Source organism: Peribacillus sp. YIM B13482 (genome assembly GCF_042787975.1).
Classification (GTDB): Bacteria; Bacillota; Bacilli; order Bacillales; family DSM-1321; genus Peribacillus; species Peribacillus simplex_A.
Genome location: NZ_JBHZPF010000012.1, coordinates 1 through 25,586 on the forward strand (window position 1 = coordinate 1; position 25,586 = coordinate 25,586).

27 protein-coding genes are annotated in these 25,586 nt (G+C 37.3%); 23 read left to right on the forward strand and 4 right to left on the reverse strand.

Features of this window, described 5'->3' with window-relative positions:
- The first annotated feature begins 444 nt into the window (after positions 1-444).
- The 4 genes from ACFX4L_RS08380 (at position 445) to ACFX4L_RS08395 (ending at position 3,642) form a co-directional block, all read left to right on the forward strand.
- Positions 445-1,551, forward strand: coding sequence for a spore germination protein (locus ACFX4L_RS08380; RefSeq protein ID WP_377404814.1), 1,107 nt, complete (start codon positions 445-447; stop codon positions 1,549-1,551).
- A gap of 216 nt (positions 1,552-1,767) precedes the next feature.
- Positions 1,768-2,079 carry a DUF6980 family protein gene (locus tag ACFX4L_RS08385; protein WP_377383657.1) on the forward strand — a complete coding sequence of 104 codons (312 nt, stop codon included), beginning with the start codon at positions 1,768-1,770 and terminating at the stop codon, positions 2,077-2,079.
- Positions 2,080-2,328: 249 nt separating this feature from the next.
- Positions 2,329-2,421 (forward strand): CPCC family cysteine-rich protein, encoded by a 93-nt coding sequence (locus tag ACFX4L_RS08390; protein ID WP_377404817.1) that lies wholly within the window; start codon positions 2,329-2,331, stop codon positions 2,419-2,421.
- Between the two features lie 237 nt (positions 2,422-2,658).
- Complete coding sequence (locus ACFX4L_RS08395) at positions 2,659-3,642, forward strand: ketoacyl-ACP synthase III (RefSeq protein WP_377404711.1); 984 nt, start codon at positions 2,659-2,661, stop codon at positions 3,640-3,642.
- Positions 3,643-3,756: 114 nt separating this feature from the next.
- Here the strand turns inward: ACFX4L_RS08395 and ACFX4L_RS08400 are convergent, their stop codons facing one another.
- Positions 3,757-4,401 carry a YczE/YyaS/YitT family protein gene (locus ACFX4L_RS08400; RefSeq protein WP_377383652.1) on the reverse strand — a complete coding sequence of 215 codons (645 nt, stop codon included), beginning with the start codon at positions 4,399-4,401 and terminating at the stop codon, positions 3,757-3,759.
- A gap of 117 nt (positions 4,402-4,518) precedes the next feature.
- Here ACFX4L_RS08400 and ACFX4L_RS08405 point away from each other — a divergent pair, with 117 nt between their 5' ends.
- From ACFX4L_RS08405 to ACFX4L_RS08445, 9 genes are all read left to right on the forward strand, one after another.
- Positions 4,519-4,971: a MarR family winged helix-turn-helix transcriptional regulator gene (locus tag ACFX4L_RS08405; RefSeq protein ID WP_284471810.1), complete on the forward strand. Its 453-nt coding sequence runs from the start codon at positions 4,519-4,521 to the stop codon at positions 4,969-4,971.
- Positions 4,972-4,996: 25 nt separating this feature from the next.
- A complete protein-coding gene (gene paiA / locus ACFX4L_RS08410; RefSeq protein WP_284471809.1) occupies positions 4,997-5,515 on the forward strand; it encodes a spermidine/spermine N(1)-acetyltransferase in 519 nt (172 codons plus the stop codon).
- Between the two features lie 181 nt (positions 5,516-5,696).
- Complete coding sequence (locus tag ACFX4L_RS08415) at positions 5,697-6,308, forward strand: FMN-binding negative transcriptional regulator (protein ID WP_284471808.1); 612 nt, start codon at positions 5,697-5,699, stop codon at positions 6,306-6,308.
- 348 nt (positions 6,309-6,656) lie between these two features.
- Entirely contained in the window at positions 6,657-6,977 is a 321-nt protein-coding gene (locus tag ACFX4L_RS08420; RefSeq protein ID WP_284471807.1) for a metallophosphoesterase family protein, read from the forward strand.
- Between the two features lie 82 nt (positions 6,978-7,059).
- The gene (locus ACFX4L_RS08425; protein WP_284471806.1) at positions 7,060-7,434 is read left to right on the forward strand and encodes a metallophosphoesterase family protein; all 375 of its coding nucleotides are present in this window, start codon (positions 7,060-7,062) and stop codon (positions 7,432-7,434) included.
- 441 nt (positions 7,435-7,875) lie between these two features.
- Positions 7,876-8,265, forward strand: coding sequence for a cupredoxin domain-containing protein (locus ACFX4L_RS08430; RefSeq protein ID WP_377404716.1), 390 nt, complete (start codon positions 7,876-7,878; stop codon positions 8,263-8,265).
- Between the two features lie 307 nt (positions 8,266-8,572).
- On the forward strand, positions 8,573-8,959 hold the full coding sequence (locus ACFX4L_RS08435; protein ID WP_377383635.1) for a DUF1259 domain-containing protein: 387 nt from the start codon (positions 8,573-8,575) through the stop codon (positions 8,957-8,959).
- Positions 8,960-9,336: 377 nt separating this feature from the next.
- Positions 9,337-9,990: an ArsR/SmtB family transcription factor gene (locus ACFX4L_RS08440; RefSeq protein WP_377383632.1), complete on the forward strand. Its 654-nt coding sequence runs from the start codon at positions 9,337-9,339 to the stop codon at positions 9,988-9,990.
- 11 nt (positions 9,991-10,001) lie between these two features.
- Positions 10,002-11,273: an MFS transporter gene (locus ACFX4L_RS08445; protein WP_377383629.1), complete on the forward strand. Its 1,272-nt coding sequence runs from the start codon at positions 10,002-10,004 to the stop codon at positions 11,271-11,273.
- Between the two features lie 232 nt (positions 11,274-11,505).
- Here ACFX4L_RS08445 and ACFX4L_RS08450 read toward each other — a convergent pair whose 3' ends face one another.
- Complete coding sequence (locus ACFX4L_RS08450) at positions 11,506-12,696, reverse strand: MFS transporter (RefSeq protein WP_089362800.1); 1,191 nt, start codon at positions 12,694-12,696, stop codon at positions 11,506-11,508.
- Between the two features lie 933 nt (positions 12,697-13,629).
- On the opposite strand from ACFX4L_RS08450, the gene ACFX4L_RS08455 reads away from it, so the two are divergent.
- On the forward strand, positions 13,630-14,046 hold the full coding sequence (locus tag ACFX4L_RS08455) for a hypothetical protein (RefSeq protein WP_377404719.1): 417 nt from the start codon (positions 13,630-13,632) through the stop codon (positions 14,044-14,046).
- 429 nt (positions 14,047-14,475) lie between these two features.
- Here ACFX4L_RS08455 and ACFX4L_RS08460 read toward each other — a convergent pair whose 3' ends face one another.
- Positions 14,476-15,420 carry an urea transporter gene (locus ACFX4L_RS08460; RefSeq protein WP_081108688.1) on the reverse strand — a complete coding sequence of 315 codons (945 nt, stop codon included), beginning with the start codon at positions 15,418-15,420 and terminating at the stop codon, positions 14,476-14,478.
- A 748-nt stretch (positions 15,421-16,168) separates the two neighbouring features.
- Here ACFX4L_RS08460 and ACFX4L_RS08465 point away from each other — a divergent pair.
- The 9 genes from ACFX4L_RS08465 to ACFX4L_RS08505 all read left to right on the forward strand — a co-directional run bounded on the left by ACFX4L_RS08465 (position 16,169) and on the right by ACFX4L_RS08505 (position 22,667).
- Positions 16,169-16,471 (forward strand): urease subunit gamma, encoded by a 303-nt coding sequence (locus ACFX4L_RS08465; protein WP_061465959.1) that lies wholly within the window; start codon positions 16,169-16,171, stop codon positions 16,469-16,471.
- Between the two features lie 23 nt (positions 16,472-16,494).
- Positions 16,495-16,818, forward strand: a complete 324-nt coding sequence (locus ACFX4L_RS08470) for an urease subunit beta (protein WP_089362802.1) — start codon at positions 16,495-16,497, stop codon at positions 16,816-16,818.
- Entirely contained in the window at positions 16,815-18,527 is a 1,713-nt protein-coding gene (ureC, locus tag ACFX4L_RS08475) for an urease subunit alpha (RefSeq protein ID WP_284471798.1), read from the forward strand. The genes ACFX4L_RS08470 and ureC overlap by 4 nt, the downstream gene beginning before the upstream one ends.
- Positions 18,528-18,549: 22 nt before the next feature.
- Positions 18,550-19,008, forward strand: a complete 459-nt coding sequence (gene ureE / locus ACFX4L_RS08480; protein WP_284471797.1) for an urease accessory protein UreE — start codon at positions 18,550-18,552, stop codon at positions 19,006-19,008.
- Positions 18,998-19,684: an urease accessory protein UreF gene (locus tag ACFX4L_RS08485; protein ID WP_144529933.1), complete on the forward strand. Its 687-nt coding sequence runs from the start codon at positions 18,998-19,000 to the stop codon at positions 19,682-19,684. Before ureE ends, ACFX4L_RS08485 begins: the two co-directional genes overlap by 11 nt.
- A gap of 20 nt (positions 19,685-19,704) precedes the next feature.
- The gene (ureG, locus tag ACFX4L_RS08490; protein ID WP_061461647.1) at positions 19,705-20,316 is read left to right on the forward strand and encodes an urease accessory protein UreG; all 612 of its coding nucleotides are present in this window, start codon (positions 19,705-19,707) and stop codon (positions 20,314-20,316) included.
- Positions 20,316-21,140 carry an urease accessory protein UreD gene (locus ACFX4L_RS08495; RefSeq protein ID WP_377404722.1) on the forward strand — a complete coding sequence of 275 codons (825 nt, stop codon included), beginning with the start codon at positions 20,316-20,318 and terminating at the stop codon, positions 21,138-21,140. Before ureG ends, ACFX4L_RS08495 begins: the two co-directional genes overlap by 1 nt.
- A 122-nt stretch (positions 21,141-21,262) precedes the next feature.
- The gene (locus ACFX4L_RS08500; protein WP_061461649.1) at positions 21,263-21,976 is read left to right on the forward strand and encodes a HoxN/HupN/NixA family nickel/cobalt transporter; all 714 of its coding nucleotides are present in this window, start codon (positions 21,263-21,265) and stop codon (positions 21,974-21,976) included.
- A gap of 79 nt (positions 21,977-22,055) precedes the next feature.
- Positions 22,056-22,667 (forward strand): PadR family transcriptional regulator, encoded by a 612-nt coding sequence (locus ACFX4L_RS08505; protein WP_284471795.1) that lies wholly within the window; start codon positions 22,056-22,058, stop codon positions 22,665-22,667.
- A 379-nt stretch (positions 22,668-23,046) separates the two neighbouring features.
- Here the strand turns inward: ACFX4L_RS08505 and ACFX4L_RS08510 are convergent, their stop codons facing one another.
- Positions 23,047-25,551, reverse strand: coding sequence for an NEW3 domain-containing protein (locus tag ACFX4L_RS08510; RefSeq protein WP_377404724.1), 2,505 nt, complete (start codon positions 25,549-25,551; stop codon positions 23,047-23,049).
- Positions 25,552-25,586: the final 35 nt, after the last annotated feature.

The following is a 25,586-nucleotide window of genomic DNA, read 5'->3' on the forward strand; positions in this document are numbered from 1 at the left end:
TTACCGGCAGGTAAACTACTATGAAAATCTAAGAAAAACGGAGATATCGAGAGGTTTTGCTTTCTTTATTGAGGGAGTTAGTTCAACAAGCGTAGTGTTTACGGACTGTGCTAATGGCTTGCTCTTTTACATAGTCTTCAATTATAAAAGCCATAATAATAACATGATGAAAAGCTTAAAATACATAGCGATATTAATATGGATTAATTATTTGGGCTCCAGTAACTTTTACTGGTGTTTATATTGATTTTTTTGACAAATAAAAAGGGACATCTGATGTTATAGAAAATATCCTTATTTTACTTATTTTTTTCTTTATTACTTAAGGGACTGGAAAGGTTTTATGGTTCGTATGCCACTTATGATGATGAAGCGTCGTCCGAAGATGATGCATACGAAAGATTCCACACGTAATAGCTCCTTATGAAAGGAAGTGAACCAGCGATGATAATCAGTCCCAAAGACCGCATTACGACTTCGCAAGCAGCAGTTATCGTTCTCAATTTTATAATTGGAACAGGAATTTTCACCTTGTCCCGAACATCTGTGGAGAAGGTAAAAACACCAGATGTATGGATAACCGTTATTTTAGGTGGTTTGATCGCAATGCTGGCAGGAGTTATCATTGTCAAATTAGGCCAGCAGTTTCCTGAAAAAACCTTTTATCAATATAGCCAAGAAATAGTAGGAAAATGGGGGGGATGGTTACTTAGTCTCCTCCTTGTAGGTTATTTTATTACACTTTGTGGGTATCAGGCGCGTGCATTGGCCGACGTAACAAGCGTGTTTTTGCTGGAAGGCACCCCCCACTGGGCCATCATCCTGCCATTTATGTGGATAGGTCTCTATTTTATCAGAGGAGGTATCAATCCGATCGCACGTCTGTGTGAAATTATATTCCCTATTACAGTCATCATTTTTTTTCTGGTTACCTTACTGAGCTTTAAAATATTTGAGCTGAATAATCTACGCCCGGTACTAGGATTGGGAATTAAACCTTTACTAAAGGGAATAGAGACAACTTCTCTCTCGTATACAGGTTTTGAAATCATGTTTCTCCTTGTGGCGTTTATGAAACAGCCAAATAAAGCCGTAAAAGCAGTTCTGTTTGGAATAAGCATTCCCTTGATCTTTTACTTGATGACAGTCGTGATGGTCATAGGAGGGTTATCCGTCGATGGAGTGGTAACGAGAACATGGCCGACAATGGACCTCATACGTAGTTTTGAAATAACCGGTTTGGTATTTGAACGGTATGATTCTTTGTTGCTCACGATATGGATTATGAAATTATTTACTAGCTTTACCATTGGTTACTATGCTGCTGCTTTGGGGCTGGCTCAACTCTTCAAAAAGAACATTCATTCATTTATGTATGGCTTGCTTCCTGTTATATACATCGTTTCCATGATCCCGAAAAATGTTAATGACGTATTTAATCTGGGGGATATGATCGGAAAAGTCGCGTTGTTTTTGATTGGTATAATGCCACTTCTGCTACTCATTATCTCGAGATTGAAGGGGGGGAAAAAGCATGCTGCCCAGTCGTAACATGTACGGTTTATCTCGATTTCGCTGCTAGTTCTTTTGCTTCTGTCTCTTACGGGATGCTGGAGCAGTCATGAAATTGAAGATATGAACTTGATCGTAGGTGCGGCAAAAGATATAGGAGAAGAATCAACAGATAGAGGCGAATATCAAAAAAGCACTCCCCTAACATTAACCTGGCAAATTATTAATCCAAAAGCAGTGGGTTAGACTATAATTATGAATAATCACTGCTGCGAGGTTATGAAAGACCAAGTTAATATTAATTGCATGATTCACGCTAACCCATTTGATTGTCCAGACATTTTGATTAATTATAATAAAAGGTTTGATGAATATGGGTTACTAATCCACGATGGAGGTAGCTCAAGTATAGAGATAACCTATTGTCCCTGGTGTGGCACGAAATTACCTGATTTTAAAAGAGATTTATGGTTGGAAATCCTTGAACAATTAGGATTTGATGACGCTGTTGAGCAATCGATTCCAGAGGAATTTGAAACAGATAAATGGTATAAAAATAGTAAATGAGCAGAAGTTTCACTAGCTTGTTGAGAGATACTTTGGGTGCATTTTTCTTATGATTTGTGAAGGATTGTACTTAAACTAACGGGTGCTTTACTTCAATAAGGAAGGTTGCTTCGGCAGCCTTTTTCTTATGGCATTAACGGGGCAGGATTGTTGAACAAGAAGATCTACGTAATTATAGAACTTTGGAAGGGAATTACTGGGATGTAATGTTAAACTTTTTAAAAAGATATTGAAAGGACTGGACTCAGAATTTGTTTTTGGGAAGATGATAATTACCAATATGAATATCCAGATGAAGACGTTGCAAATAAAATTTCATTTAGAGAGTCACAACAAAACTGAACGAAAGTAGCATTACTCTTATGTCTCATAGGTGTAATCTCATATTTTCTATAAGTAATACGTTGTTCTCCAACTAAAATGTCACTGAAGATAGGAACTGTCTTTAAGACAGTCTTTTCTTTATAAAACTAAAGGGATAGGATAGTTGCATAAGATTTTTTTTACTTTATAATTAGTACCAGGTAATAATATCAAGTGGTGAAATTGATATAATTCATACAACGAGGTGGTTACTCTGTGATTAAATCTAAAGCACGTATTACTGCGATAGGTTCTTATGTTCCAGAAAAAAGGTTAACAAATAAAGACTTAGAAAAAATGATTGAAACCAATGATGAATGGATTGTTAAACGTACTGGAATTAAAGAACGAAGAATATCACATGAAGAAGAGTTTACTAGTGATATAAGTTATAAAGCTGTAAAGGATTTAATGGAACGGTATGATAAATCAGTCGAAGATGTTGATATGATTATTGTCTGTACCTTTTCACCTGATTTCAACACACCAAGTGTAGCTTCTTTAGTCCAAGCAAAGCTAGGTATTAAGAATACTGGAGCTATTGATTTAAACGCTGCTTGTGCAGGATTTACTTATGGGTTGCATGTAGCTAATGGATTAGTAACATCTGGTTTAAACAAGAAAGTCCTTGTTATTGGAGCTGATACTCTATCTAAAATTATGGACTATGAAGACCGAGCCACTTGTATTTTATTTGGAGATGGTGGAGGAGCAGTTCTTGTAGAATATGATGAACAACAACCAAGTTTTATTTCTTCACATTTATATTCGGAAGGAGCAGGCGGAAAACATTTATATAGTACAAACCTATCGACACGTATAAATGGTGAAGACTTGAATAATAGTGGTAACCTTGTGCAAAATGGACGTGAGGTTTATAAATGGGCTGTTACTACTGTTCCAAAAGGAATGCAAACTGTGATGAAAAATACTGAATTCCATTTGAATGATGTTGATTGGTTTGTTCCGCATAGTGCAAATTTAAGAATGATTGAGTCAATATGTGATAGAAGTGGTTTTCCAATTGAGCGTACATTATATAGCTTAGTGGAGTATGGAAATACTTCCTCAGCATCAATACCATTAGCTTTAGATAAAGGAGTAAGTGAAGGAAAGCTCAGTAATGGTGAGAAGATTTTATTATATGGTTTCGGTGGTGGATTAGCACAAGCAGGATTGCTTATCAATTGGACCCTATAACGCTTTTTTCTTAAACCAACAGGTGCCTTAGCTAGATCGGAGCTGTCTTTAAGGCAGCTTTTTTTTATGCAACTATCGGGGCAGGATAGTTGAACAAGAAAAATAAAAAGTATTCTATATTAAATGGTTTTTATCTTTAGCATAATTTGGTGATGTACTAGAGTGTGATAATATCCGGTCTAATACTTTTTCAGTAAATGGCATAAAGTAATTAAGTATTAGCCCCCCTAAACAAACGGTTAATAAGGTTCCAACGCCAATTGGTCCATTTGAAATCATTGCCATTATCAAGAATACGAGGTAAATGAATGTTCTCGAAAAAAATATATTTGTGCTAGTTAATTCTTGTATGATTAATGTTAATCGGTCAACTGGAATCGGTGCAAAATTTGTGTTTAAATATGTTGCAGTTCCTAATCCTATAACAACTAAGCCGATTCCAAAACAAACAACTTTGCTGTACCATAGTTCAGGTCTTATCAAATTGTGCAATAAAAAAAGCCACATATCAATACCTATACCCGTTATAAATGCTGTTAACAACCCCAAAACTTCTGGTCTTTGTCTTTTTAAAAATGAATTACAACCTATCAATATTAAAGCTATTATTATTTCCCAGCTTCCCACAGTAAGCCCCACATTTATGGACAGTCCTACTAAAAGTGCATCAAAAGGTGAAGTTCCAAGGTCTGATTGTATAGTGAAAGAAATACCAAGGGTTAATATTAAAATTCCTAATACATAAAAAATATATTTCAATTTACTCGACCCCTTTATCATTATTTTTTTTGTTGCAAATGCAACGAATTTAAGTTAAATTTAATATATATCCTTTTTATTGCATTTGCAACAAAAATACGTACTAAGGAGTTAATTATGAAGGAAATTCTTCGTGAAATTGGAATGATAGCAAGGGCATTAGATTCTATAAGTAATATAGAATTTAAAGAATATGACCTTACAAAAGGGCAGTATTTGTACCTTGTACGGATATGTGAAAATCCAGGAATCATTCAAGAAAAGTTAGCTGAAATGATAAAAGTAGATCGAACAACAGCAGCTCGTGCTATAAAAAAACTTGAAATTAATGGATTTATTGAAAAGAAAGAAGATAAACATAACAAAAAAATTAAAAAACTCTTTCCAACAGAGAAAGGGAAAAATGTTTATCCTTTTATAAAAAGAGAAAATGATTATTCCAATATCGTTGCATTAGCGGGATTTTCCGAAAGAGAAGTAGAAACCACTTTCAATCTTCTTCAAAGGGTAAGAAAAAATATAGAAAAAGACTGGGGATTTGTAAAAAAGGGAAACAAGAGAAATTACTAATTATATAAAGGAGCGATATATTTAAATGACTATTAATACAAAAAAGTGTACCCTTGAAGATTCACGCAAACTTCAAGAAATTAGTTATGAAACGTTTAATGAGACATTTAAGCATCAGAACACACCCGAAAATATGAATGCCTATTTGGAAAAGGCATTTAACTTAAAACAATTAGAAAAAGAATTATCCAATATTTCTTCGCAATTCTTTTTTGTTTATTTTAATAATGAAGTCGCTGGATATTTAAAGATCAATACCAATGATGCTCAGTCTGAAGAAATGGGTGATGAATCACTTGAAATTGAGAGGATTTATATAAAGGACAAATTTCAAAAACTTGGGATTGGTAAATGTCTGCAAAATAAAGCAATGGAAATTGCGATGGAACATAACAAAAAGAAAATTTGGCTAGGCGTATGGGAGAAAAATGAAAATGCTATTGCCTTTTACAAGAAACTGGGGTTTGTTCAAACTGGAGCCCACTCTTTTTATATGGGTGATGAAGAACAAATGGACTTTATAATGACCAAAACACTACTATAACTTTTTTTGAAAGGTCATAATTAAGGGGTATTTTTTTTAATGAAGTAGAGTGAGGTAGGATAATTATAGATGAGGTTCTCGAGGATAGACATTTAGTAAAAGTTGCTATGATTGTGTTTAATAATTTTTACGAATCAATTGTCTGTTTAAAAGTTTATATCAGGTGGAAAGGAGATTTTTTATGTATATCCCTAAGCAATTTGAAATAAAAGAATTAGCAGTAGCCTACGATGTAATACAGGAGAATGGTTTTGCGACATTGTGTTCAATGCATGAAGGCTTGCCTTTTGCTACACATTTACCACTGCTGTTGAATAAGGAGAAAAACTATTTGTATGGTCATTTTGCTCGTCCGAACCATCAATGGAAAGATATTAAAAATCAAACAGTCTTAGCAGTTTTTCATGGTCCTCACTGTTATATCTCCTCCTCTTGGTATGAGACCAATCAAGCAGTACCAACATGGAATTATGTGACTGTTCATGTATACGGCGAAGCCGAACTTATTGAGGATGAACAGGAGTTAACGGATTCCTTGCAGGACATGGTATTGAAGTATGAAGCCCCTGATAGTTCATACAAATTGCAAGATTTAGACGCTGACTTTCTCGCTGGGATGAACAAAGGAATTCAAGGCTTCAAAATAAAAATCAACAAGATAGAGGGGAAAGCGAAGTTAAGTCAAAACCATTCCTTACATCGACAAGAGCTGATTATTAATCAGCTGGAAGAAATCCAAAATACAGATGAGCAAAAAATTTCCTCTTTAATGAAGGCAAACCTAAAAAAATAACGTTGAATGTTGCTGCACTAACGGGAGTGTTGATCCAAAAAGGATTAACACTCCTTTTGTTGGACTTCTTTTACAACGGAGCAGATTTCAATACTAACTGAATTAGCAGCTGCATTTTTTTACTATCGGGTTAATGGAAAATAAATTGGATCCTTTTTTAAATAATCTAGTCAAAATCTTAACAGATTTCTAAATGTTAAGCAGTATGAATATTTTTAAAAGGATATGCATGTGCTGGGTTAATTTAATAATTATTATCTAAAATATAACAAAAAATCACGGTCCCTTTATACGGATATAAAATTCCAGAGTTATTCTTAATTTACATCTAGAGGGAGGGATCGGAAGTTGTCAAAGTTTCAGGCCATAACTTCTTTGTTCATCTTGGTATTTATCATCATTCTCGTAACTTATAAAATCACAGCATTATCATCCAAACATTCCACAACGAATCATTCCACATCCAACCGCCACATTCAAGTTCAATTGTTAGGCGTTAATGATTTTCACGGCCAACTAAACAAATATCAAATGGTTTCAGGAACCATGGCAGGGGGTGCTGAATACCTGGCTGCCTATTTAAAAAAGTATATAAAAGAAAACCCAAATACACTACTTGTTCATTCTGGTGATATGGTAGGAGGAAGTCCTCCAATCTCTTCTCGATGAACCCACGATTGAATTTTTAAATCTCCTGCACTTTGATGTCGGGACACCTGGAAATCATGAATTAGACCAAGGCGTAAATGAGATGAAACGTCTTATTTATGGAGGATTCAATAAAAAAACAGGTTATTTTCAAGGTGCCAATACTTCTTACAGTTCTGCAAATATCATCGATACAAAATCGGGTACTCCCTTGTTACCACCGTATGTTATTAAACAAATTGACGGAATAAATATTGGCTTTATCGGTGTCGTCACAAAAGAGACTAACCTGTATGTGGCGCCTGAAAATCGAAAGGAAGTAGAAATTACGGATGAAGTTACAGCTATTAACCGAACCGTTAAGCTTTTAAAGGAAAAAGGGATCAAAGTAATTGTTGTACTGGCACATGATTCAGCTAAATCAGATCAGTCAGGGGCAAATTCCAGTGGAGCTATAGATGGCTCCAAAAATCGATGATGAGGTCGATTCATTTTTACCGGTCACAGCCATGAATATGCCAATACCGTTGTAGCCGGTAAACTGATCGTTCAAGCTTATTCTAATGGGAAAGCCTTTTCTCAAGTAAATCTTGAAATTGACCCACCTACTAAAAATATTGTTAAGAAACCTCAAGATTGGTTTATAGAGTGGGTAGAGCAATTAAACGAGAAATAAAAGGTAACTACTTATTCAGATAACAAGTGCTTTACTTCAAATAAGGGAGCTGCCTTGGCAGCTCGTTTTCTTATGGATAAACGGGCAGTTTAGTTGCATAAGAATAGACTCCAGAAGATTAGAGTCGATCACCCTCTTTTCACTGTTTCAGATAAAAAAGTTACTATTTGAAAGCACGCAACCAAATTTATAGTAATAATATTTAATGAATTAGAAAAAAATAGAGGAAAGGAGGGATTGCGAATGTCTATGAAAAAGTGGGTAACAGGATTGGGCGTTGTGCTTGCAATTGTTGTAGTTGTGGCAACAGTAGGCTCACTCGGCGTATTTGCCGAATCCGGTGTTATAAATCAGCCTATGGAGACGGGGAAATCGATTGAGGTCGAGTTGAACGATGATTTCTTTAATCCGAAAGTCATCACTATTCCGAATGGAACAGGCACAACGTTGATATTGAAAAACAAAGGCAGTAAAGAGCACACCTTCACACTGGAAAAGCTCGGAATTGACGTTGAGCTCCAGCCAGGTGAAGAAAAAAACATTACCGTGAATCCGAAACAGTCCGGTACATATGAACTGATATGTCGGTACCATTTCGAGAAAGGAATGGTTGGGAAAGTAATAGTCGAATAAAATGCAGGGCCAATAAGGCCTTGTTTTTTTATAGGCAAGGCTTGTATTATCGATTAAGTTTTAGAGAGATTTTTATTAAGCTTGTTTTTCATTACAGAGGATATTGATGCTTGAATAATAATTGTTCCACCTCTAATAAATGGTTCATTAGTGAGCTTTGGTGATCAGCTCTTTTCTTATGGAGCTAACAGGAGCAGTATAGTTTGAACAAGATATAAAAATAGTTTTCATTTCAAAATAGATTCATATCCGTTTCGGATCTATTCATTGATTCATATTCTATTAATATTAGGGAGGGGATGAATAGATGGCATCTAATGATGAATTAATTTGTCAAAAGTTTGCTAGAATTATCGGTGGACAAGAAGGTTTTGCGGGTGGGAAATGTGTAACAACCATAAACCGAAATGAAATAAAAGCAAAAATTTTAGGAAAACGTTTTAGAGTAACCTCTTCTTTCTCATTTGAATCAAGAGATAATCAGACTGGACGAGCATTGTGCCTAGGTAGGGTTGCACTCTTGCAAAAAGAAGTCAAGAATTTTGTTGCTTTGATTCTTAAACAAGGAATAATAGTTTCATCCATACACAATGAGTGGCTATTTGATAATCCGAATTTGATTTACGTTAATATCGAAGCTGTTGATGATCCATTAGTTTTTGCAAAGAAAGTTAGAAAAGCGCTAAGGAACTAACGGATTTCCCACTAGTTTGATTTTTGATGAACATAATACACGGTGAAAACCCGGTTTTGTTGAACTGACATGTGCGTTAGCTGAAGATTGGAGCTGTCTTAAAGGCGGCTTTTTCTTATAGAACTAAAGGGGGGTTCGTTCAACAAGCTTAGTGTATTCATATTGTGCGAAAATGGTCTGGAGATGACTCTGCAGTCTTTTCTGCATGAAAACAGACTGTTTTATATACCCATTTATATGGTTTAGTGCCATACTAAGTACAAAAGGGGAACTTTTAACAAACGGTTGGAGTTAAGGAATTATTTTACAATTCTTATAGTTTTGATTAATATTCAAGTATTGAATAAAACACTTGAATAGATAGAGGGTGATTTTACATGTTTGATGATCGATATTTAAAGGATTTATTGTATCAAGAGTTCGCAAGAATAGGTAAAAGTCTTTCTAGTCCAAAACGGTTGGAAATTCTTGATATTTTATCTCATGGTCCAAAGTCGGTGGAGGCATTATCTAAAGCTACTAATATGTCTGTGGCGAATGTATCTCAACATTTACAAACCCTTGCTAATTCTAGATTGGTAAAGTTTCAGAAGAAAGGGAACTACGTCATTTACGAACTAGCAGATGCAGCCATTTCGGATTTTTTAACTTCCTTGCATACATTAGCAGAAAAACAGTTTGTACAGGTTCAACAAATTAAGCAAGAGTTCTTAAATGCCAATCTTGGCACGGATGGGGTTTCACTTTCAGAACTTAAAGAACGGATGGATAAAGGTGAAGCTATTTTGTTGGATGTAAGACCTATGGAGGAGTATGAAGAAGCTCATATTCCTGGTGCAGTTTCTATGCCAATTGAAGAGTTAAGCGAGAAACTCTCAACTTTACCAACCAATTGTGATGTGATTGCTTATTGTCGTGGTTGTTACTGTTTAATGTCAGTGGAAGCTGTTGAACTTTTAAGATCCAAAGGTTTTAATGCATTTCGTCTAGAGGAAGGTGTACATGATTGGAAATTACAGAATGATAAATGAGGTATTAACAAATGTCTAATAAAGCATATCAATTGAACCAGAGTTATGTAGATTCTCAAGAAAAACAAAAAATGTTATACAAACGCACATTAATTATTATAAGTATTTCACAAATTTTTGGTGGTGCTGGGTTAGCGGCTGGAATTACGGTGGGGGCACTTCTTGCACAACAAATGCTTGGCACTGATGCATTTGCTGGACTTCCTTCGGGTTTATTTACTTTAGGGTCTGCAGGGGCTGCTTTAATCGTAGGGAGACTTTCTCAACGTTACGGTCGTCGTACAGGTCTAACAGCAGGTTTTATGATAGGTGGACTTGGAGCAATAGGAGTCATAACTGCAGCTATAATAAATAGTGTTTTCCTTTTATTTGCTTCCCTGCTTATTTATGGTGCAGGAACAGCGACAAATTTACAAGCTCGTTACGCTGGTACGGACTTAGCGAACAATAAACAACGAGCTACTGCTATTAGTATTACAATGGTGTTTACAACATTTGGTGCAGTTGCAGGTCCGAATTTAGTGAATGTAATGGGGGATTTTGCTACATCTATTGGCATTCCATCACTTGCTGGTCCTTTCATTTTATCAGCAGCAGCATTTATCCTGGCAGGTCTTGTACTTTTCGTCATGCTTCGCCCAGACCCATTAGTTATCGCAAGAACGATAGAAGCTTCCAACCAAGATAGTGATCGAATAGGACATTCGGCTGATACTGAACAAATAGCAAACAAAAGAGGTATTATTGTTGGTGCGACAGTTATGGTTCTTACTCAAATCGTAATGGTGGCTATTATGACAATGACACCAGTTCATATGAGACATCATGGACATAACTTGGGTGAAATAGGTCTTGTTATTGGTTTTCATATAGGGGCAATGTATCTCCCTTCACTGGTTACAGGTGTCCTTGTTGATAAGTTTGGTCGTACTGCTATGGCTATTGCCTCTGGAGCTACGTTGCTTCTGGCAGGTTTAATATCAGCGATTGCACCAGGTGATTCTATGATTCTCCTAGTAATTGCTCTTTCTTTACTTGGATTAGGATGGAATTTTGGTTTAATAAGTGGGACTGCTCTTATTGTTGATTCAACTGAAACTTCAACTCGGGCTAAAACTCAAGGTACAGTGGATGTTTTAATTGCATTATCAGGAGCTTCTGGTGGAGCCTTATCTGGAATGATTGTGGCTGGTTCAAGTTATACAACATTATCATTTATTGGAGGGTTATTATCTATATTATTGATTCCAGTGGTTATCTGGTCTCGAGGAAGTAAAAAATAAAAAAACCAATTTCACTACGAAATCAGTTTTTTTTCTTGAAACTAACAGGTGCGCTAGCTTAAAATCGGAGCTGTCTTTAAGGCAGCTTTTTGTGCGACAGGCAGTCGTATGGGGGTGCTGACACAATCAGTGTCCCTCATTTACTTTATTCGACAGAGACGTCATTTCGATGAAACGACGGGCAAAAGAATGAAGCAATTGAATCCCAGATAGTGAAATTCCATTCCCAAGGTTATGCTGCTTTCTTTTGTTTTTGGTCTAAGCGATAACTTAGGAAAGTGAGAAGACTTGCACAGATAGCAACCAGCCCACCGACCAATGACACACTCATCAAATTTCCCTGATGGTAAACAATTCCGCCTAATGCGGAACCAAAGGCGATACCGACATTGCTTGCCACTGGCATCAGTGAAGCAGCTAGTCCTGTAGCTTTTGGTTGATAAATACCGGCAAGGTCTATCAAATAAAGCTGAGTAGATGTTGTTAAAAGGATGGCCATTAATGACATCAAGCCAATGTTAACCAATCCAAAGATAAAATTATTTGTCGTCCAATATAAACTGATCAGAACAATTGCTTGCACGAGGAAAACAAACCGGAGGCGCCCGATAGCATTGTAGCTGGCAATTTTACCAGCGAGTATGTTGCTGAAAATGGAAATGAATCCATAGCCAAACAAAATCAAACTGATTGAACTACTTGGTGCTTCCATTACTTTCAGGATCGGAACAAGATACGTATAAACGGCATACGTAGCCCCAAATCCAAGAGATGGAATGAAAAAAGCCATTAAGATTCGTGGGTGTGTTAACAAAGAAAATTGCTCGCGCATCGAACTGCGAAATGGGCTGTGCATAGTAGGCAAAATGAAGAAAGATGCCAAAAATGCAATTCCACCGAGAAAAGTCGTTAACAGGAAGGTTGCATTCCAGTCGTACATTTCGGCTATGACCGTGCCTATTGGTACTCCAATCACGTTTGCAAGAGTAAAACCACCGAAAACGAATGATATAGCAAGTCCACGTTTTGCGATCGGCATGGCTTCACTTGCAACAATCATGGCAAGAGAAATTAAAACTCCTGTTACAATCGCAGTCATCATCCGAAGTGCAAGGAGCATGATGTAGCTTGTCGAAATCACGCACAAAGCATTCAGGATGATGAACGAACCTATCAAAAACAACATCCATTTACGCTTTGGAAAATGACTTGTTGCCGACATTACGAGTGGTGTGGCAATGGCAAACGTAATCGCAAACGCAGAAACGAGTGTGCCTGCTTTTGCATTTGTAATATGGAGACTCGAGGAAATATCGGTTAAGATCCCGATGATAACAAATTCGCTTGTCCCGAGAACAAATGTTAATAAAGTAAGTGTTAAGATGAGTAACCAATGTCGCTTGGATAGTTTTGTAGCGTGCATAAATACCTCTTTTCTTAGATGAATGTAAATGTGTCACAGGGTAGATAAACAATCTAATTATCATACCATAAAACATTTTCACGAGGAAAACCCTTGCTTAGTTATCGTTGATTACTTCTATAAAAATTAAATAACGTTAAAAGTACATTTTATAGAAACATCATCAAATGAAACTCAAACCTGATTCATTACTTTAAAAGAAATGAACTAAATAGCAAAGCGTACTTATTTCAAGATACTTTTTGTCGTGTAAACTTATTTTGGGGATTTTCATATATAGGAGATAGATGGAGTTTTGGAAAAGGCCAGTAAAGGTTTTCTGAAAGAACAGAGGGCCTTTATCTGTATCTGAACAGTCATTGTGTGGAGAATTAATGAGGTGTTTTACAATAGAAATAAGTAAAACTGAGTTTTCTGCCTATCATGTTGACGATTTTCAGGATCCTTTGGAGCACCTTTTTCAATCTGAGGGAGTTCAACAAGGATATCAATGCCTGGATGTATAATTATATCTTTATAAGAAGTGAGAGTTATTTTTGGATTTTGAACCAATAGATTTAAAAAGCATCGGAATTATGTGATTCCTTTTCGAAGAGATTCTTTCATTATTAGTTTTGGCAGATAAAGACTTCGGAAACGAAGATGAATATCTTGGTTGGCTTGAAAAACAAATTGTTTTATTCCCTGAAGAATTTGTATTAGTGATAGAACACAGAACACCCATTGGTCAACTTGAACTTACTAAGCGTGATAAGTAAACAAAATTGGATATGTAAATTTATATTACTTAATACAAAAAAACGTGGAGAGGGTCTAGGAAAAAATTGCATGAATATGCCTTTTGATTTCTTAAGAAACAATGGAGTTGATGATTATCACCTTCGAGTGTCACAAGCAAGAAATTGCCTTAAATTTTAACTTGGAGGGAATACAATGAAAAAAAGTTATTTAGTTTTCTTTATACCGCTATTAGTAATTTTGTTAGGTATTTATTGGTATAACTCCACTGGATCTATTTCTGGGAAATCGGATAACGATATGTGGAAAGTGAGTTATAAAGAAAATAGAGATCCAAGTGAACCAACTGGCTGGGATGCCTCGATTAAACAACTTAATGATGACAAAGTTGTTGTCAAAGAAATAGCGCTATTAGAGAATGATAAAACTCTAATAACTCTTACAAGTTTTAAAGAAGGAAGAGCAGAAGATGGAACAGAGACTAAATTACATCCTTTTTATTATGAGTCACTTTATTTAGGGGATGCACCAAAAAAAGAAAATACCTATAAAGCTTCTGTTACTTGGGAAAAAGATAAAAAAGTACACACAGATAGATTTGTTATAGAATAATAGCTTAAGAAGAGAGCAAGAAGAATTTGAGCTTGCTCTATTTCTTATTAATATAATTGGTAGAGTTTCATCTTCTTTATAAACCGTGTTCCTAAATCGCTTCCCTTATTTCGCTAACAGGTGCATTACAACAGGGGGTGCAGCGCCAGTCTTTTTCTAATTGAACTAATCAGCTAATTCAATGAATCGAAAATTAAGTTCATTTGAAAACCTTATCTAAACAATGGCTACAGGGCAATTGACGATGCGTTAGGGAATGCGAATTAGTAAATGTAAGTCAACACAACAAGCTAACTAAAGGAGCGATTTTTATTTTCTTTATTGATCAAGCCATAACATGAGAACCACTTAATGTTTCCCGCTGGTTACTTAAAAGGTAGCGGTCTTTGGAAGTAATGCCCCATGCTCCATTCTCAAAAGTCAAATTTGTTACAACCTGGGAAGGACTTTTCTCGCGCCTAGGAAAAGCCAGGTACTAAGAACGAAAGGCATTGTCAGGGCTGGGAGTCCATAGGGTAAAAGCCAGGTAGCAACACTTGCCGATAAGGGTACTGTCACACAAGCTGCGATAATCCCTGATATAGGCGCAAATCGATTATGGTCCTCTTTAAAAACTATAGATACGGCAATGCAGGTTAAAATCGCATTGTAGCCATAAAGACCCATGATAATTAGCGAGTGTTCCCCTCCAAGTACGAATGATATGAGTAATGCGAAAGCATTACCTAAAATGGAAAAAAGACCATATTTCCATCCGGCCCAAAATACGCCAATAAATAACAGAATGCCAGCTAAGGTACTATCTAGAAAAAAAATTTGCCCTATCCCATTAAAACTCCCTTCCAGCCAATTAACTTTTCCAGAGATGTTTAAGGTCCAGTGTGATAAGTCTTGAGGAACTAGTCCCGGACTTAACTGGAAAGCCTTTAACTTGTAAGATACAAGCAACATAAACCAGGTCAGAATGATAAAAGGGAATGTAAGGATGGGAATCCCTGTGTTTCTCATGAAATGCACCATTGCTGCGGAAAAGATTGCGGCTAAAGCAGCTCCAACTAAAGCGATAAACCACTGAGACGGTCCAGTTAAAAACAATGTTAGTGCAATGCCTGTTAACACGGAGTTATATCCGTATAAACCTGAATTCACACTGTTTTCATTAGCACCTCCCAGTTTTCCGATTAGCGTTCCTATGATAGCAGAAGATAGAGTAATAATCCCTAAATGATAAGAGTAAATCGTGATCGCCATTAGAATTATGAAACCAGTAACAGCATTCTCAATCAATATGACTTGAGAGATTCCTTTCAGTGATGACTTCATTAAAGAAAGAAACATTCCATCGGTCAATGAAGTCCGTTTGTCTTTTTGCATAATACTAACCCCTCAATTAAGATATTAAAAAAAATAGGTTCAGATACAATCATTTCATTTTCTACAGTTTTAAAAAATATCCTCTGACACATAACTTGTTAATCATGCATCAAGAGTTTAAGTTCAGCAGAAGGGCAATGTAATAACCTAAACGAAAAATGTAAGATAATCATTTTTCCAAGTTTACTTTTTTTATAGGGGATTTTTGCAAGTCCTATGTTTCCGGAAAGAGTTCTCCCTCCTTTAATAGCTTTTCTTAAATTTCCTCCTTACAAAGTCCATTCACTTAACTATTAAATACATAAAACCATATATAATTTGATATATATGTATATTATGATATATTAATGTTTCAGGGGAATCAATCCTTCATTTTATTGTAAAATCTGAATTTTTTTATCAATGAAGTAAAAATAAGGTTAATTCCTACATCATTGTTTTTCTAAAATAGTGATGTTCCGCATGGGGTTTAATGGTATTTTTTTATCATTTGATTTCAGATAATTCAGGTAACGTTTTTGATGAATATTTGATTCTCCATTAGTAAAAAAGCAGGCCATATAAAGAGGGATTTTCCGTTTATCTCAGATAACAGGGTGTAATGTCTACCTTATATCTTTGAGGAGTCAGGCGAGCATTTGAAGGGGGATAAATAGTTCATACATCCCAATTGGTTTGGAAGAAAGGTCTCAAAAATTGATGGAATTTTCGCTATACTTAGTCATTTTAAAAATGGGGAGGCTTTACGATGCAATTATTACCGCGTGAGATAGATAAGCTCATGATTGTAGTGGCAGCTGATCTTGCTAAGCGACGAAAAGAAAGAGGATTAAAATTAAATCATCCAGAAGCCGTAGCACTTATCACCTATGAAGTGTTAGAAGGGGCAAGGGATGGAAGAACAGTTGCACAATTGATGGAATATGGTGCAATGATTTTGTCGCGCGAAGATGTTATGGAAGGTATTCCAGAGATGATCCACGATATTCAAGTAGAAGCTACTTTTCCTGATGGAACGAAACTAGTAACTGTTCATAATCCAATCAGATAAGAATCGACAAGGAGGCATGCTAAATGATACCAGGGCAACTATTTTTAAAAGAAGAAGAAATTATTTGTAATGCCGGGAAAATAGTCACAAAGCTGTCTGTAATTAATACAGGAGATCGGCCTGTTCAAATTGGCTCCCATTTCCATTTTTATGAAGTCAATGAAGCTCTTCAATTCAATCGCGAAGAAGCGTTTGGGAAACGGTTAAACGTTCCTGCGGGTGCTGCCGTTCGTTTTGAGCCTGGAGATGAAAAAGAAATAGAATTGATTGATTTTGGTGGAGAACGTCGTGTGTATGGATTAAATAATAAAACAGATGGATCCGTGGAAAGAGGGGGAAATCAATGAGTTTCAAAATGTCACGAAAGCAATATGCCGAGATGTATGGTCCAACGACAGGAGATTCCATTCGTTTAGCGGATACAGATTTAGTGATCCAAATTGAGAAAGATTATACTACATATGGTGAAGAAGTCATTTTTGGCGGCGGAAAAGTAATCCGTGACGGGATGGGGCAACATCCTCTTGCAACTCGCGAAGATGGAGTTCCAGATGTAGTCATTACAAATGCTGTTATTCTAGACTATACCGGAATTTATAAAGCGGATATGGCAATCCGTGACGGAAAAATTGCTGGAATCGGAAAAGCCGGAAATCCTTTAGTAATGGATAATGTGGATATTGTAATTGGGGCTTCTACAGAAATTATTGCTGGGGAAGGGATGATCGTCACAGCTGGTGGAATCGACTCCCATGTACATTTTATTAATCCAGCACAGGTTGAGACTGCATTAGCTTCCGGTCTTACAACTTTAATTGGAGGAGGCACGGGTCCTGCTGCAGGATCAAAAGCCACAACTGTTACGCCAGGTGAATGGAATATTCATAGAATGCTGCAAGCAGCGGAAGGATTTCCAATTAACGTAGGCTTCACTGGAAAAGGACAAGCTGCGAACGATGAGGCGTTAGCTGAGCAAGTCCGTGCTGGCGCAATTGGATTAAAAGTGCATGAAGACTGGGGAGCTACAGCCTCTGCTATCGACCACGCTCTCCGAGTAGCGGACCAATATGACGTACAAGTTGCCCTTCATGCAGACACGTTGAATGAAGGCGGATTTTTGGAAAACACGCTAGCGGCGATTAAAGACCGAGTTATTCATATGTACCATACGGAAGGGGCAGGGGGCGGACATGCTCCTGATTTAATTAAATCAGCGAGCTTTATGAATGTTCTTCCATCATCTACAAACCCGACATTGCCATATACAATTAATACGATTGACGAGCATTTGGATATGTTAATGGTGTGTCACCATTTAAACCCATCTATTCCTGAAGATCTTGCCTTTGCTGATTCAAGGATTAGACGCGAAACGATTGCGGCTGAAGATATTCTTCAAGACATGGGTGTATTCAGTATGGTTAGCTCAGATGCACAAGCAATGGGACGAATTGGCGAGGTTATTTTACGTACATGGCAAACAGCAGATAAAATGAAAAAACAGCGAGGAGCGTTGGAAGGTGACAGCAAGCTTTCTGATAATAATCGCGCAAAGCGTTATGTAGCTAAATATACGATTAACCCTGCTATCACTCATGGTATTTCTGAATATGTCGGTTCGATTGAAGTCGGAAAAATGGCGGACCTTGTCATTTGGTCACCGGCATTTTTCGGCGTGAAGCCTGAAATGATTCTTAAAAATGGCTTTGTCGTAGAAAGCTTAATGGGTGATGCCAATGCGTCCATTCCGACACCACAGCCAGTTATTTATCGGCCAATGTATGGATCTTATGGAAAAGCCTTGTCTAAGAGCTCAATTACCTTTGTTTCTCAAGTCGCTTTTGATGATAAAGTGCATGAAAAATTAGGCTTGGAAAAAACGGTTCTTCCAGTTCATGGTATTCGAAACTTAACGAAAAAAGATATGAAGCTTAATTCCGAAACGCCTGAGATTACGGTTGATCCACAAACGTATGAGGTAAAAGTAAACGGGGAACTCATTACTTGTGAACCTGTGGACATAGTACCGATGGGACAACGCTATTTCTTATTTTAAGTCTTATTTTGAGGTGAAAATATTGATCATTGAAAAAATTGTTACAAATATCGACGCAATGGACAGAGAAGAAATTGCGAAACGCCATATGGAAAAGGTGTACCTGGAAAGTGCTAATTTAGTGAAACGGATTCAAAGAGTGACCACCGACCACGGCCACGAAATTGGCATTCGCTTAAAAGAACTGCGTGACCTTAAGGCGGGCGATGTTTTATATATGGATGATAAAAATATGATTGTCGTAGATGTCCTTACCGATGATCTATTAGTCATTAGCCCGCGAAGTTTAAATGAAATGGGAACGATTGCCCACCAATTGGGGAATCGTCACCTTCCAGCTCAATTTGAAGAGAATAATATGCTCGTTCAGTATGATTATCTTGTTGAAGAATTGCTTCAAGAGTTTCAAATTCCTTTTACACGTGAAGATCGGAAGGTAAAACAGGCTTTTCGCCATATTGGACATAGCCATGAATCCTAATATTCTTTCTTTATTCCAACTATGTGATTCGAATTTTCCAACTGGTGCTTTTAGTCATTCATATGGTCTAGAGACGTATATTCAAGAAGATCAAGTGTATGATCAAGCATCGTTTTCCAAGTGGCTTCACGTATATTTAAATGAACAGCTTGTCTATTCAGATGGGCTGGCAACCCGTCTTGTCTATGATGCCTTGGAAAATGAGGATGTACAAACGGTGTGGAAGGTCGATCGAATGCTGACGGTTCAAAATTTGCCGCGTGAAACGAGAGAAGGTACCAAAAGAATGGGAGAACGCATGGTGAACCTTGTGGGATCTTTATATGAGTTTCCTGTTCACTCGCAATATCAAAAACGGATTAAGGAGAAGCACTCCTTTGGACATCCAGCTATTGCTTTTACGATGATAGGGCACCATCTTGGTGTTCCGAAATCAACTACCACCCTCTATTATTTGTATTCTACTATTTCAAGTCTTGTTCAAAATGCCGTTCGTGCGATTCCGTTAGGACAAACCGCGGGACAGAAGACGATTCATGAGTTTCAAAGTGCTTTAATAGAGGCGACAGAAAAAATTCAAACTTTGGATAAAGAGGATTTTGGAATCATTTCACCAGGTTTAGAGTTATCTCAAATGAAACATGAACGTGTGAACATTCGTATTTTCATGTCTTAATATAGAAGGAGTGTTTTTATATGGAACCGATTAAAATTGGAGTAGGCGGACCTGTTGGAGCCGGAAAAACGATGTTGGTTGAAAGGCTAACCCGTCATTTAGAAGGTGAAATCAGCATGGCCGTTGTGACGAATGATATTTATACAAAAGAAGATGCCAAATTTTTAATGCAGAATGGAGTCCTACCGGCAGACCGTATTATTGGGGTTGAAACAGGCGGATGTCCACATACAGCTATTCGTGAAGACGCCTCCATGAATTTTGCGGCTATAGATGAATTAAAAGAGAAGCATCCGGACGTAGAGCTCATTTTTGTGGAAAGTGGAGGCGATAATCTTGCGGCGACTTTCAGCCCAGAGCTTGTGGATTTCTCCATCTATATTATTGATGTAGCTCAAGGCGAAAAAATTCCGCGTAAAGGTGGCCAAGGGATGATTAAATCAGATTTATTCATCATTAATAAAACGGATTTAGCTCCTTTCGTTGGCGCAAGCCTCGAAGTGATGGAGTCTGATACGAAGGTTTTTCGCGGGAATAAACCGTTTGTTTTCACCAATTTAAAAGATAACACGGGGCTTGATCAGGTCATTAACTGGCTTATGAAGAATGCATTATTAAAAGGATTGGAATAATGGAAGACTGGACTGGAGTTTTGTGTCTAGATGTCGAAGATAGGAATGGAAAGACTGTAGCGAAAAATGTATATTTTCAGGGCGCATTGAAAGTGATGCGTCCGGTTTATCATAACGACTCTGGACAAGCTTGTTATTATATATTGAACCCCGGTGGAGGCTATTTAGACGGAGATCGCTATAAAATACAAATTACGCTCGAGAAGCAAGCGAGACTAACCTTAACGACACAATCCGCAACAAAGGTTTATAAGACACCTAACACTCATGCCTACCAGGAAACAGAGATCATTCTACAGTCTGGATGTTATCTCGAATATATTCCGGATCCGCTTATTATGTATCAGGACGCGCGCTATAAACAAAAAAATGTCATTCGCATGGAGAAAGGGGCGACTTTCCTTTATTCCGACATTTTGACCCCTGGGTGGTCTCCGGATGGAGATCGTTTCAGTTATAATCGGCTTCAATTCATCAATGAAATTTATATGGACGATGAGCTTGTGGCCTATGATCATATTCAATTGAATCCTGCTGCCCAAAATATAGAGAAGATTGGATTCATGGAAGGGTTTTCGCATTTAGGTTCCATGATTGTGGTTGGCGAACAAACAAGCCCTGACCTCCTTGATCGGCTATATCAGGCTATTAATGGGAATACAGATCGATATAAAATTGGACTATCTTTATTATCTGTACCAGGATTTACGGTTCGTGTATTAGCTAACTCGACACAAGAAATAGAGAAAATCTTTACTGAGTGTCACCGAATTATTAGTCAAGAGTGGTTTATTACAAAACCGTGTTTTCTAAGAAAGTATTAATACTTAGAACCCGGCAATCAAAAGGTTGCCGGGCTTTTATCCGGGTTAATCAGGCTGTAAAAAACCGCCACTTATGGAAGTTTCACTTTATAAGGGACAAAAAGTTTGAAGGAGAAATATTTATGGATGTTACATTGTTTTCAGTTTTAACGATAGGTTTTGTTTTGGGGATCAGGCATGCAATTGAGCCTGATCATGTGATTGCAGTATCAACAATTGCAAGTCAAAGCAAAAAGTTATGGCACGCTTCTCTAGCAGGGGTATTTTGGGGGATAGGTCATACGATAACATTATTTATAGTTGGTATTATTCTTATTCTTATGAAGGGTGAAATACCAGGGAAATGGTCTATGTCCCTAGAATTTTTAGTAGGAATCATGCTTGTTTATCTTGGTGTTACAACGATTCTTTCTTTCAAAAGTATCCATGTACATACGCATGGACATGATGGAGATGAACATAAACATGTCCATACCCATGAACATGGTGGTAAACATGAGCATAAACACAAACATAAACATGTTTCATATTTGAAATCGATGTCTATTGGTCTAGTCCATGGTCTTGCAGGAAGTGGCACTATGGTTATATTGACGATGAGTACAGTAAAGAGTGTTTGGGAAGCGGCTATTTATATCCTCTTATTTGGAGTAGGAACGGTCATTGGTATGCTTTTTTTCACTACGATTATTGGTATCCCTTTTGTGTTAAGTATGAAGCGTGTTAAAATTAGTAGAACACTTGTATTCACAATGGGCACAATTAGCATGGTTTTTGGAATATATTATATGTATAATTTAGGGGTTAATGAAGGATTATTTAACCTTTGGTTTTAAGTCAGTAAGGAATGTTGAATCGAAGCGTGCTAACATACACACTATTATTGAATGCTATATATGGATGAAGGGGGATTAGATGAATACTCTTGGATATGCGATACTTAGTTCGCTTGGTAGAAATCCATGTTCCGGCTATCAATTAGTTGGATATTTAGAGGTATTATGGCCTGCGAAGCATAGTCAAATATATCCTCTGTTAACTAAAATGGAGAAGAATGGGCTTTTGGAATTTGAACATATTGAACAAACGGGTAAACCTGATAAGAAAATATATTCACTCACAGAAAAGGGAAGAGAAACTCTGGAAAAATGGGTCACTGAATCGCCTTCTGATCCGATCATTCGAGATGAATTTCTTATTAAGATGTATTCGATTTGGTTATCGAATGAAGAAAATGCGAAAAAATTAATTCAGGACCGAATTGCTAAATTAGAACAAACCGTGGCTTTGCGAGATGAAAATATAGCTAGAATTGAACAAACACATGGGAAGAATGGGTTAGAAATGACATCTAAACATTTTGGTGGTTATATTCTTTTTAATAGAAGGAGTATGTTAGATGAAGAAGAAATTTCATGGTGTAAGTGGGTTCTGAATTTGATTGAGAAAGCAAGATTAAACAATTTATTGTTAGGAATCATTGTAGGAAAACTTAATATAATCATTCAAGACAAGATATTGATTTAATGACTATAATCAAAAATTCCAGCTTTGTTTCGGTGCCTGTGCATCCCAATCATCCCAAAAGCTTAATTATTGAATCTGATACCAAAAAAAGGAGGGCTGTTTAAAAGCACAGCCCTCCTTTTGATGTTGTTGGGTAGTTTTCCTACAATCAAAGCGAAAGGTTCCCTCTAATGAATATTTAAGAGGAGAGGTATTCGTTGAAGATATTAAGTATATATTTGAAGATGCACCTCAAAATTTGGAGTCTTTAATCACCGCTGACAAAACAGCCTCTTTTAATCGTAGGCAGGGAAATCGGAAATCTAGTAAAGCTTCAATTGGGCAAACATCAGAAAAAAGAAACCTATGCAGTCAACACTTGCATAGGTTTCTTCCCTATTTACTGCCCATAACTAATCAGGTTCGTCATGATTCGATATCCGCCTGGAACCTGACCTTGAATTTGTCTGTATAGGACAAGGTTCGTGTAAAGGTAGGTGCCTTTACCGTATTTTGCCATAAGGATTCCGCCATCAAATGGTTCTTCATTCGGATCAGCCATGGAAATGAACGTTTCAAATCGATCATCCCATTTCATTGGGAAGTACAATCCTCTTTCTTGAACCCAATTGTTCCAGTCGTCCGATGTTATTTTATTTGGATAATTAAAAAGCGCTGATTCTGGTTTCAAGACGTTTACCGCGGCATTTTCATCTGTTACCCGCCAGCGAATGGAAGGATTCCCGAGGGTAAGTGGATATGGGGCAGTCTTCAGGGCATCCCATCCATCACCAGGTTTATGGTATTGAACGACGAGATGACCGCCATTTTCCACATATTCAAGTAAGCGAGCGTTATTTGCCTTCAAATCTTCCCTGGATAGATAGGCACGTATGCCTGTAACGATCGTGTCGTATTGGCTCAAATCACCTTCTGCTAAATCAGCTGCTGTTAACTTTGTAATGTTAAGGCCTGCATTGCTTAAGTAATCTGCCACTTTATCAAATCCACTTTCAATGTAACCCACTTTTAATGAAGCCGGCATTAAAAGCTCAAATGCAACGGTGTTGATGGCTGCTGGGTATTGGTAATAGAATGTTCCGATATGGTCATAGGAAATTTCCTGGATGGTTGAATCAAAGGTTTTTCCATTGACAGTGGCAACTGCCTTAACCTGATATTCCCCATTTTGAATTGCCTTCGGTGGTGTGAGGGTGAACTTCACTTGTTTTTCTTCTGATTTTTCATTAAATGATACGGTGGCTTTTTTAGGATGAACTTCCCAATTTTCAGGGATTTTCAAAGCGACCTTTGCTGATGTCTTTCCCTCTGTATAATTTTTCAAGGTTACGGTCACTGGTATTTCTTCTTTTACATCTATTGTATTTACCACGATATCTTCAGGAGATAGGGTAAGGCCAACGTCAGGAAGGACAGCTATCGTTCCATCCAATTCTTCCTTTATGGCAGTTTTGGTGCTGCCGTATTTATAAGAAATATTGGTTGTAATGGTTGATTCATCATAAGCATGGTAATAAGCTGCATCTTCTGGGACTTTAACCTGGTAGGTTATTTTTGCTGATTCATTTGGTTTTAGATTGATTTCTTTAGATTTTGTTTTAGCTGTCCATCCTTTAGGCACGTTCAATGCAGCCGCGACTTTTTTCAATGTTTGTTTCCCGTTATTCTTCAAGGTTACGGTTACGTTCGTAATTTGGCCTTTTGTAAGAATCATTGAAGCAGCTTTAGCTTGAATATCCAGTCCTGAGGAGACATAACTTACGTTTTGCAATTGCTCATCTTTTAATGAGAGCTTATGAATCAAGTCGTTCTTCGTGGCAGGGCTTAGCTTTTCTTTTTTGATTTGCGCAATAATTGAACGAACATTGGAGAGCGCTGTTTGGGATGCTGAAAAAACACGTTTATCATTTGGATAAGCCGCAATAACGGCATCCAAATTTCGTTGTAAGTATTTAAATTCACCCTTTAACTTTGATGCTGAGTGAGGGAGTTTTTCAGCCCATTCTGTAAAATTATAAGGTACACCTGCAAAAAGGTCCGACTGTTTTTTTGTATCAACGGCACTTTGTTTCAAATCCAGATGGATCTGTCGAGGTGCTGCAGGAATATCAGAACCCATGCCTTGGCTTTTATGAAGATAGCGGGATTGTTCCCCAAGCTGCGGGTAAGTCATACCGTATATTGGATCATATTTTCCGATTTCAATCGAAGTGGTTGCTTGATCTGTGGAGGAAACAGGTAAATATAACTTTCTCACTTGCCATACAGATAGACCTTGTTTCAATTGTTGTGGAAAAACAGTTGGATCAGCGGCATCCTTAAAGGCACGTTCACTTAAGATTGTCATTGTTCGATGATGTCCATGCTGGGTATCATCATTTTGGAAGGAAGGCATTAATATATCAGGCTGATACGTTCGAATAAAGCGGATAAGCCGTTCATACGTGAGTTCCTCACCCCACTTTTCTAATGTTTCCCCTGGTGTTTTAGAGAAGCCGAAATCATAAATGGGATCAGAGGTTGTTTCACTTAGATGATACGCCTTCACTCCAGTGATTTTTGCAGCTTCTATCATTTCCCTTGAACGGATGATTCCAAGAGCATTGTCCAGTTCATCCCCAATTTCATTTTGTCCCCCTTCACCCCGATTTGCAATCAGGCTGGATGTCTTCACACCTAATCCTCTCGATAGATAAGCGAGAAAGTCACTTCGTTCATCATCTGGATGGGCTCCGCTGTTTAAGAATGTCACGGTCGTCTCGAGTGGCTTGACTGCATTCCATAACTCAACGTTGGCTTTCTCCGTTTTTGCAGCGCTGCCCCCGAGCGGAAATGATGCAAGAACGAACCAAAGAGAAAGCAAAGATACCAGAGCTTTTTTCATTTTTCTTTGAACCTCCTTCAACTAAAATACCTAAA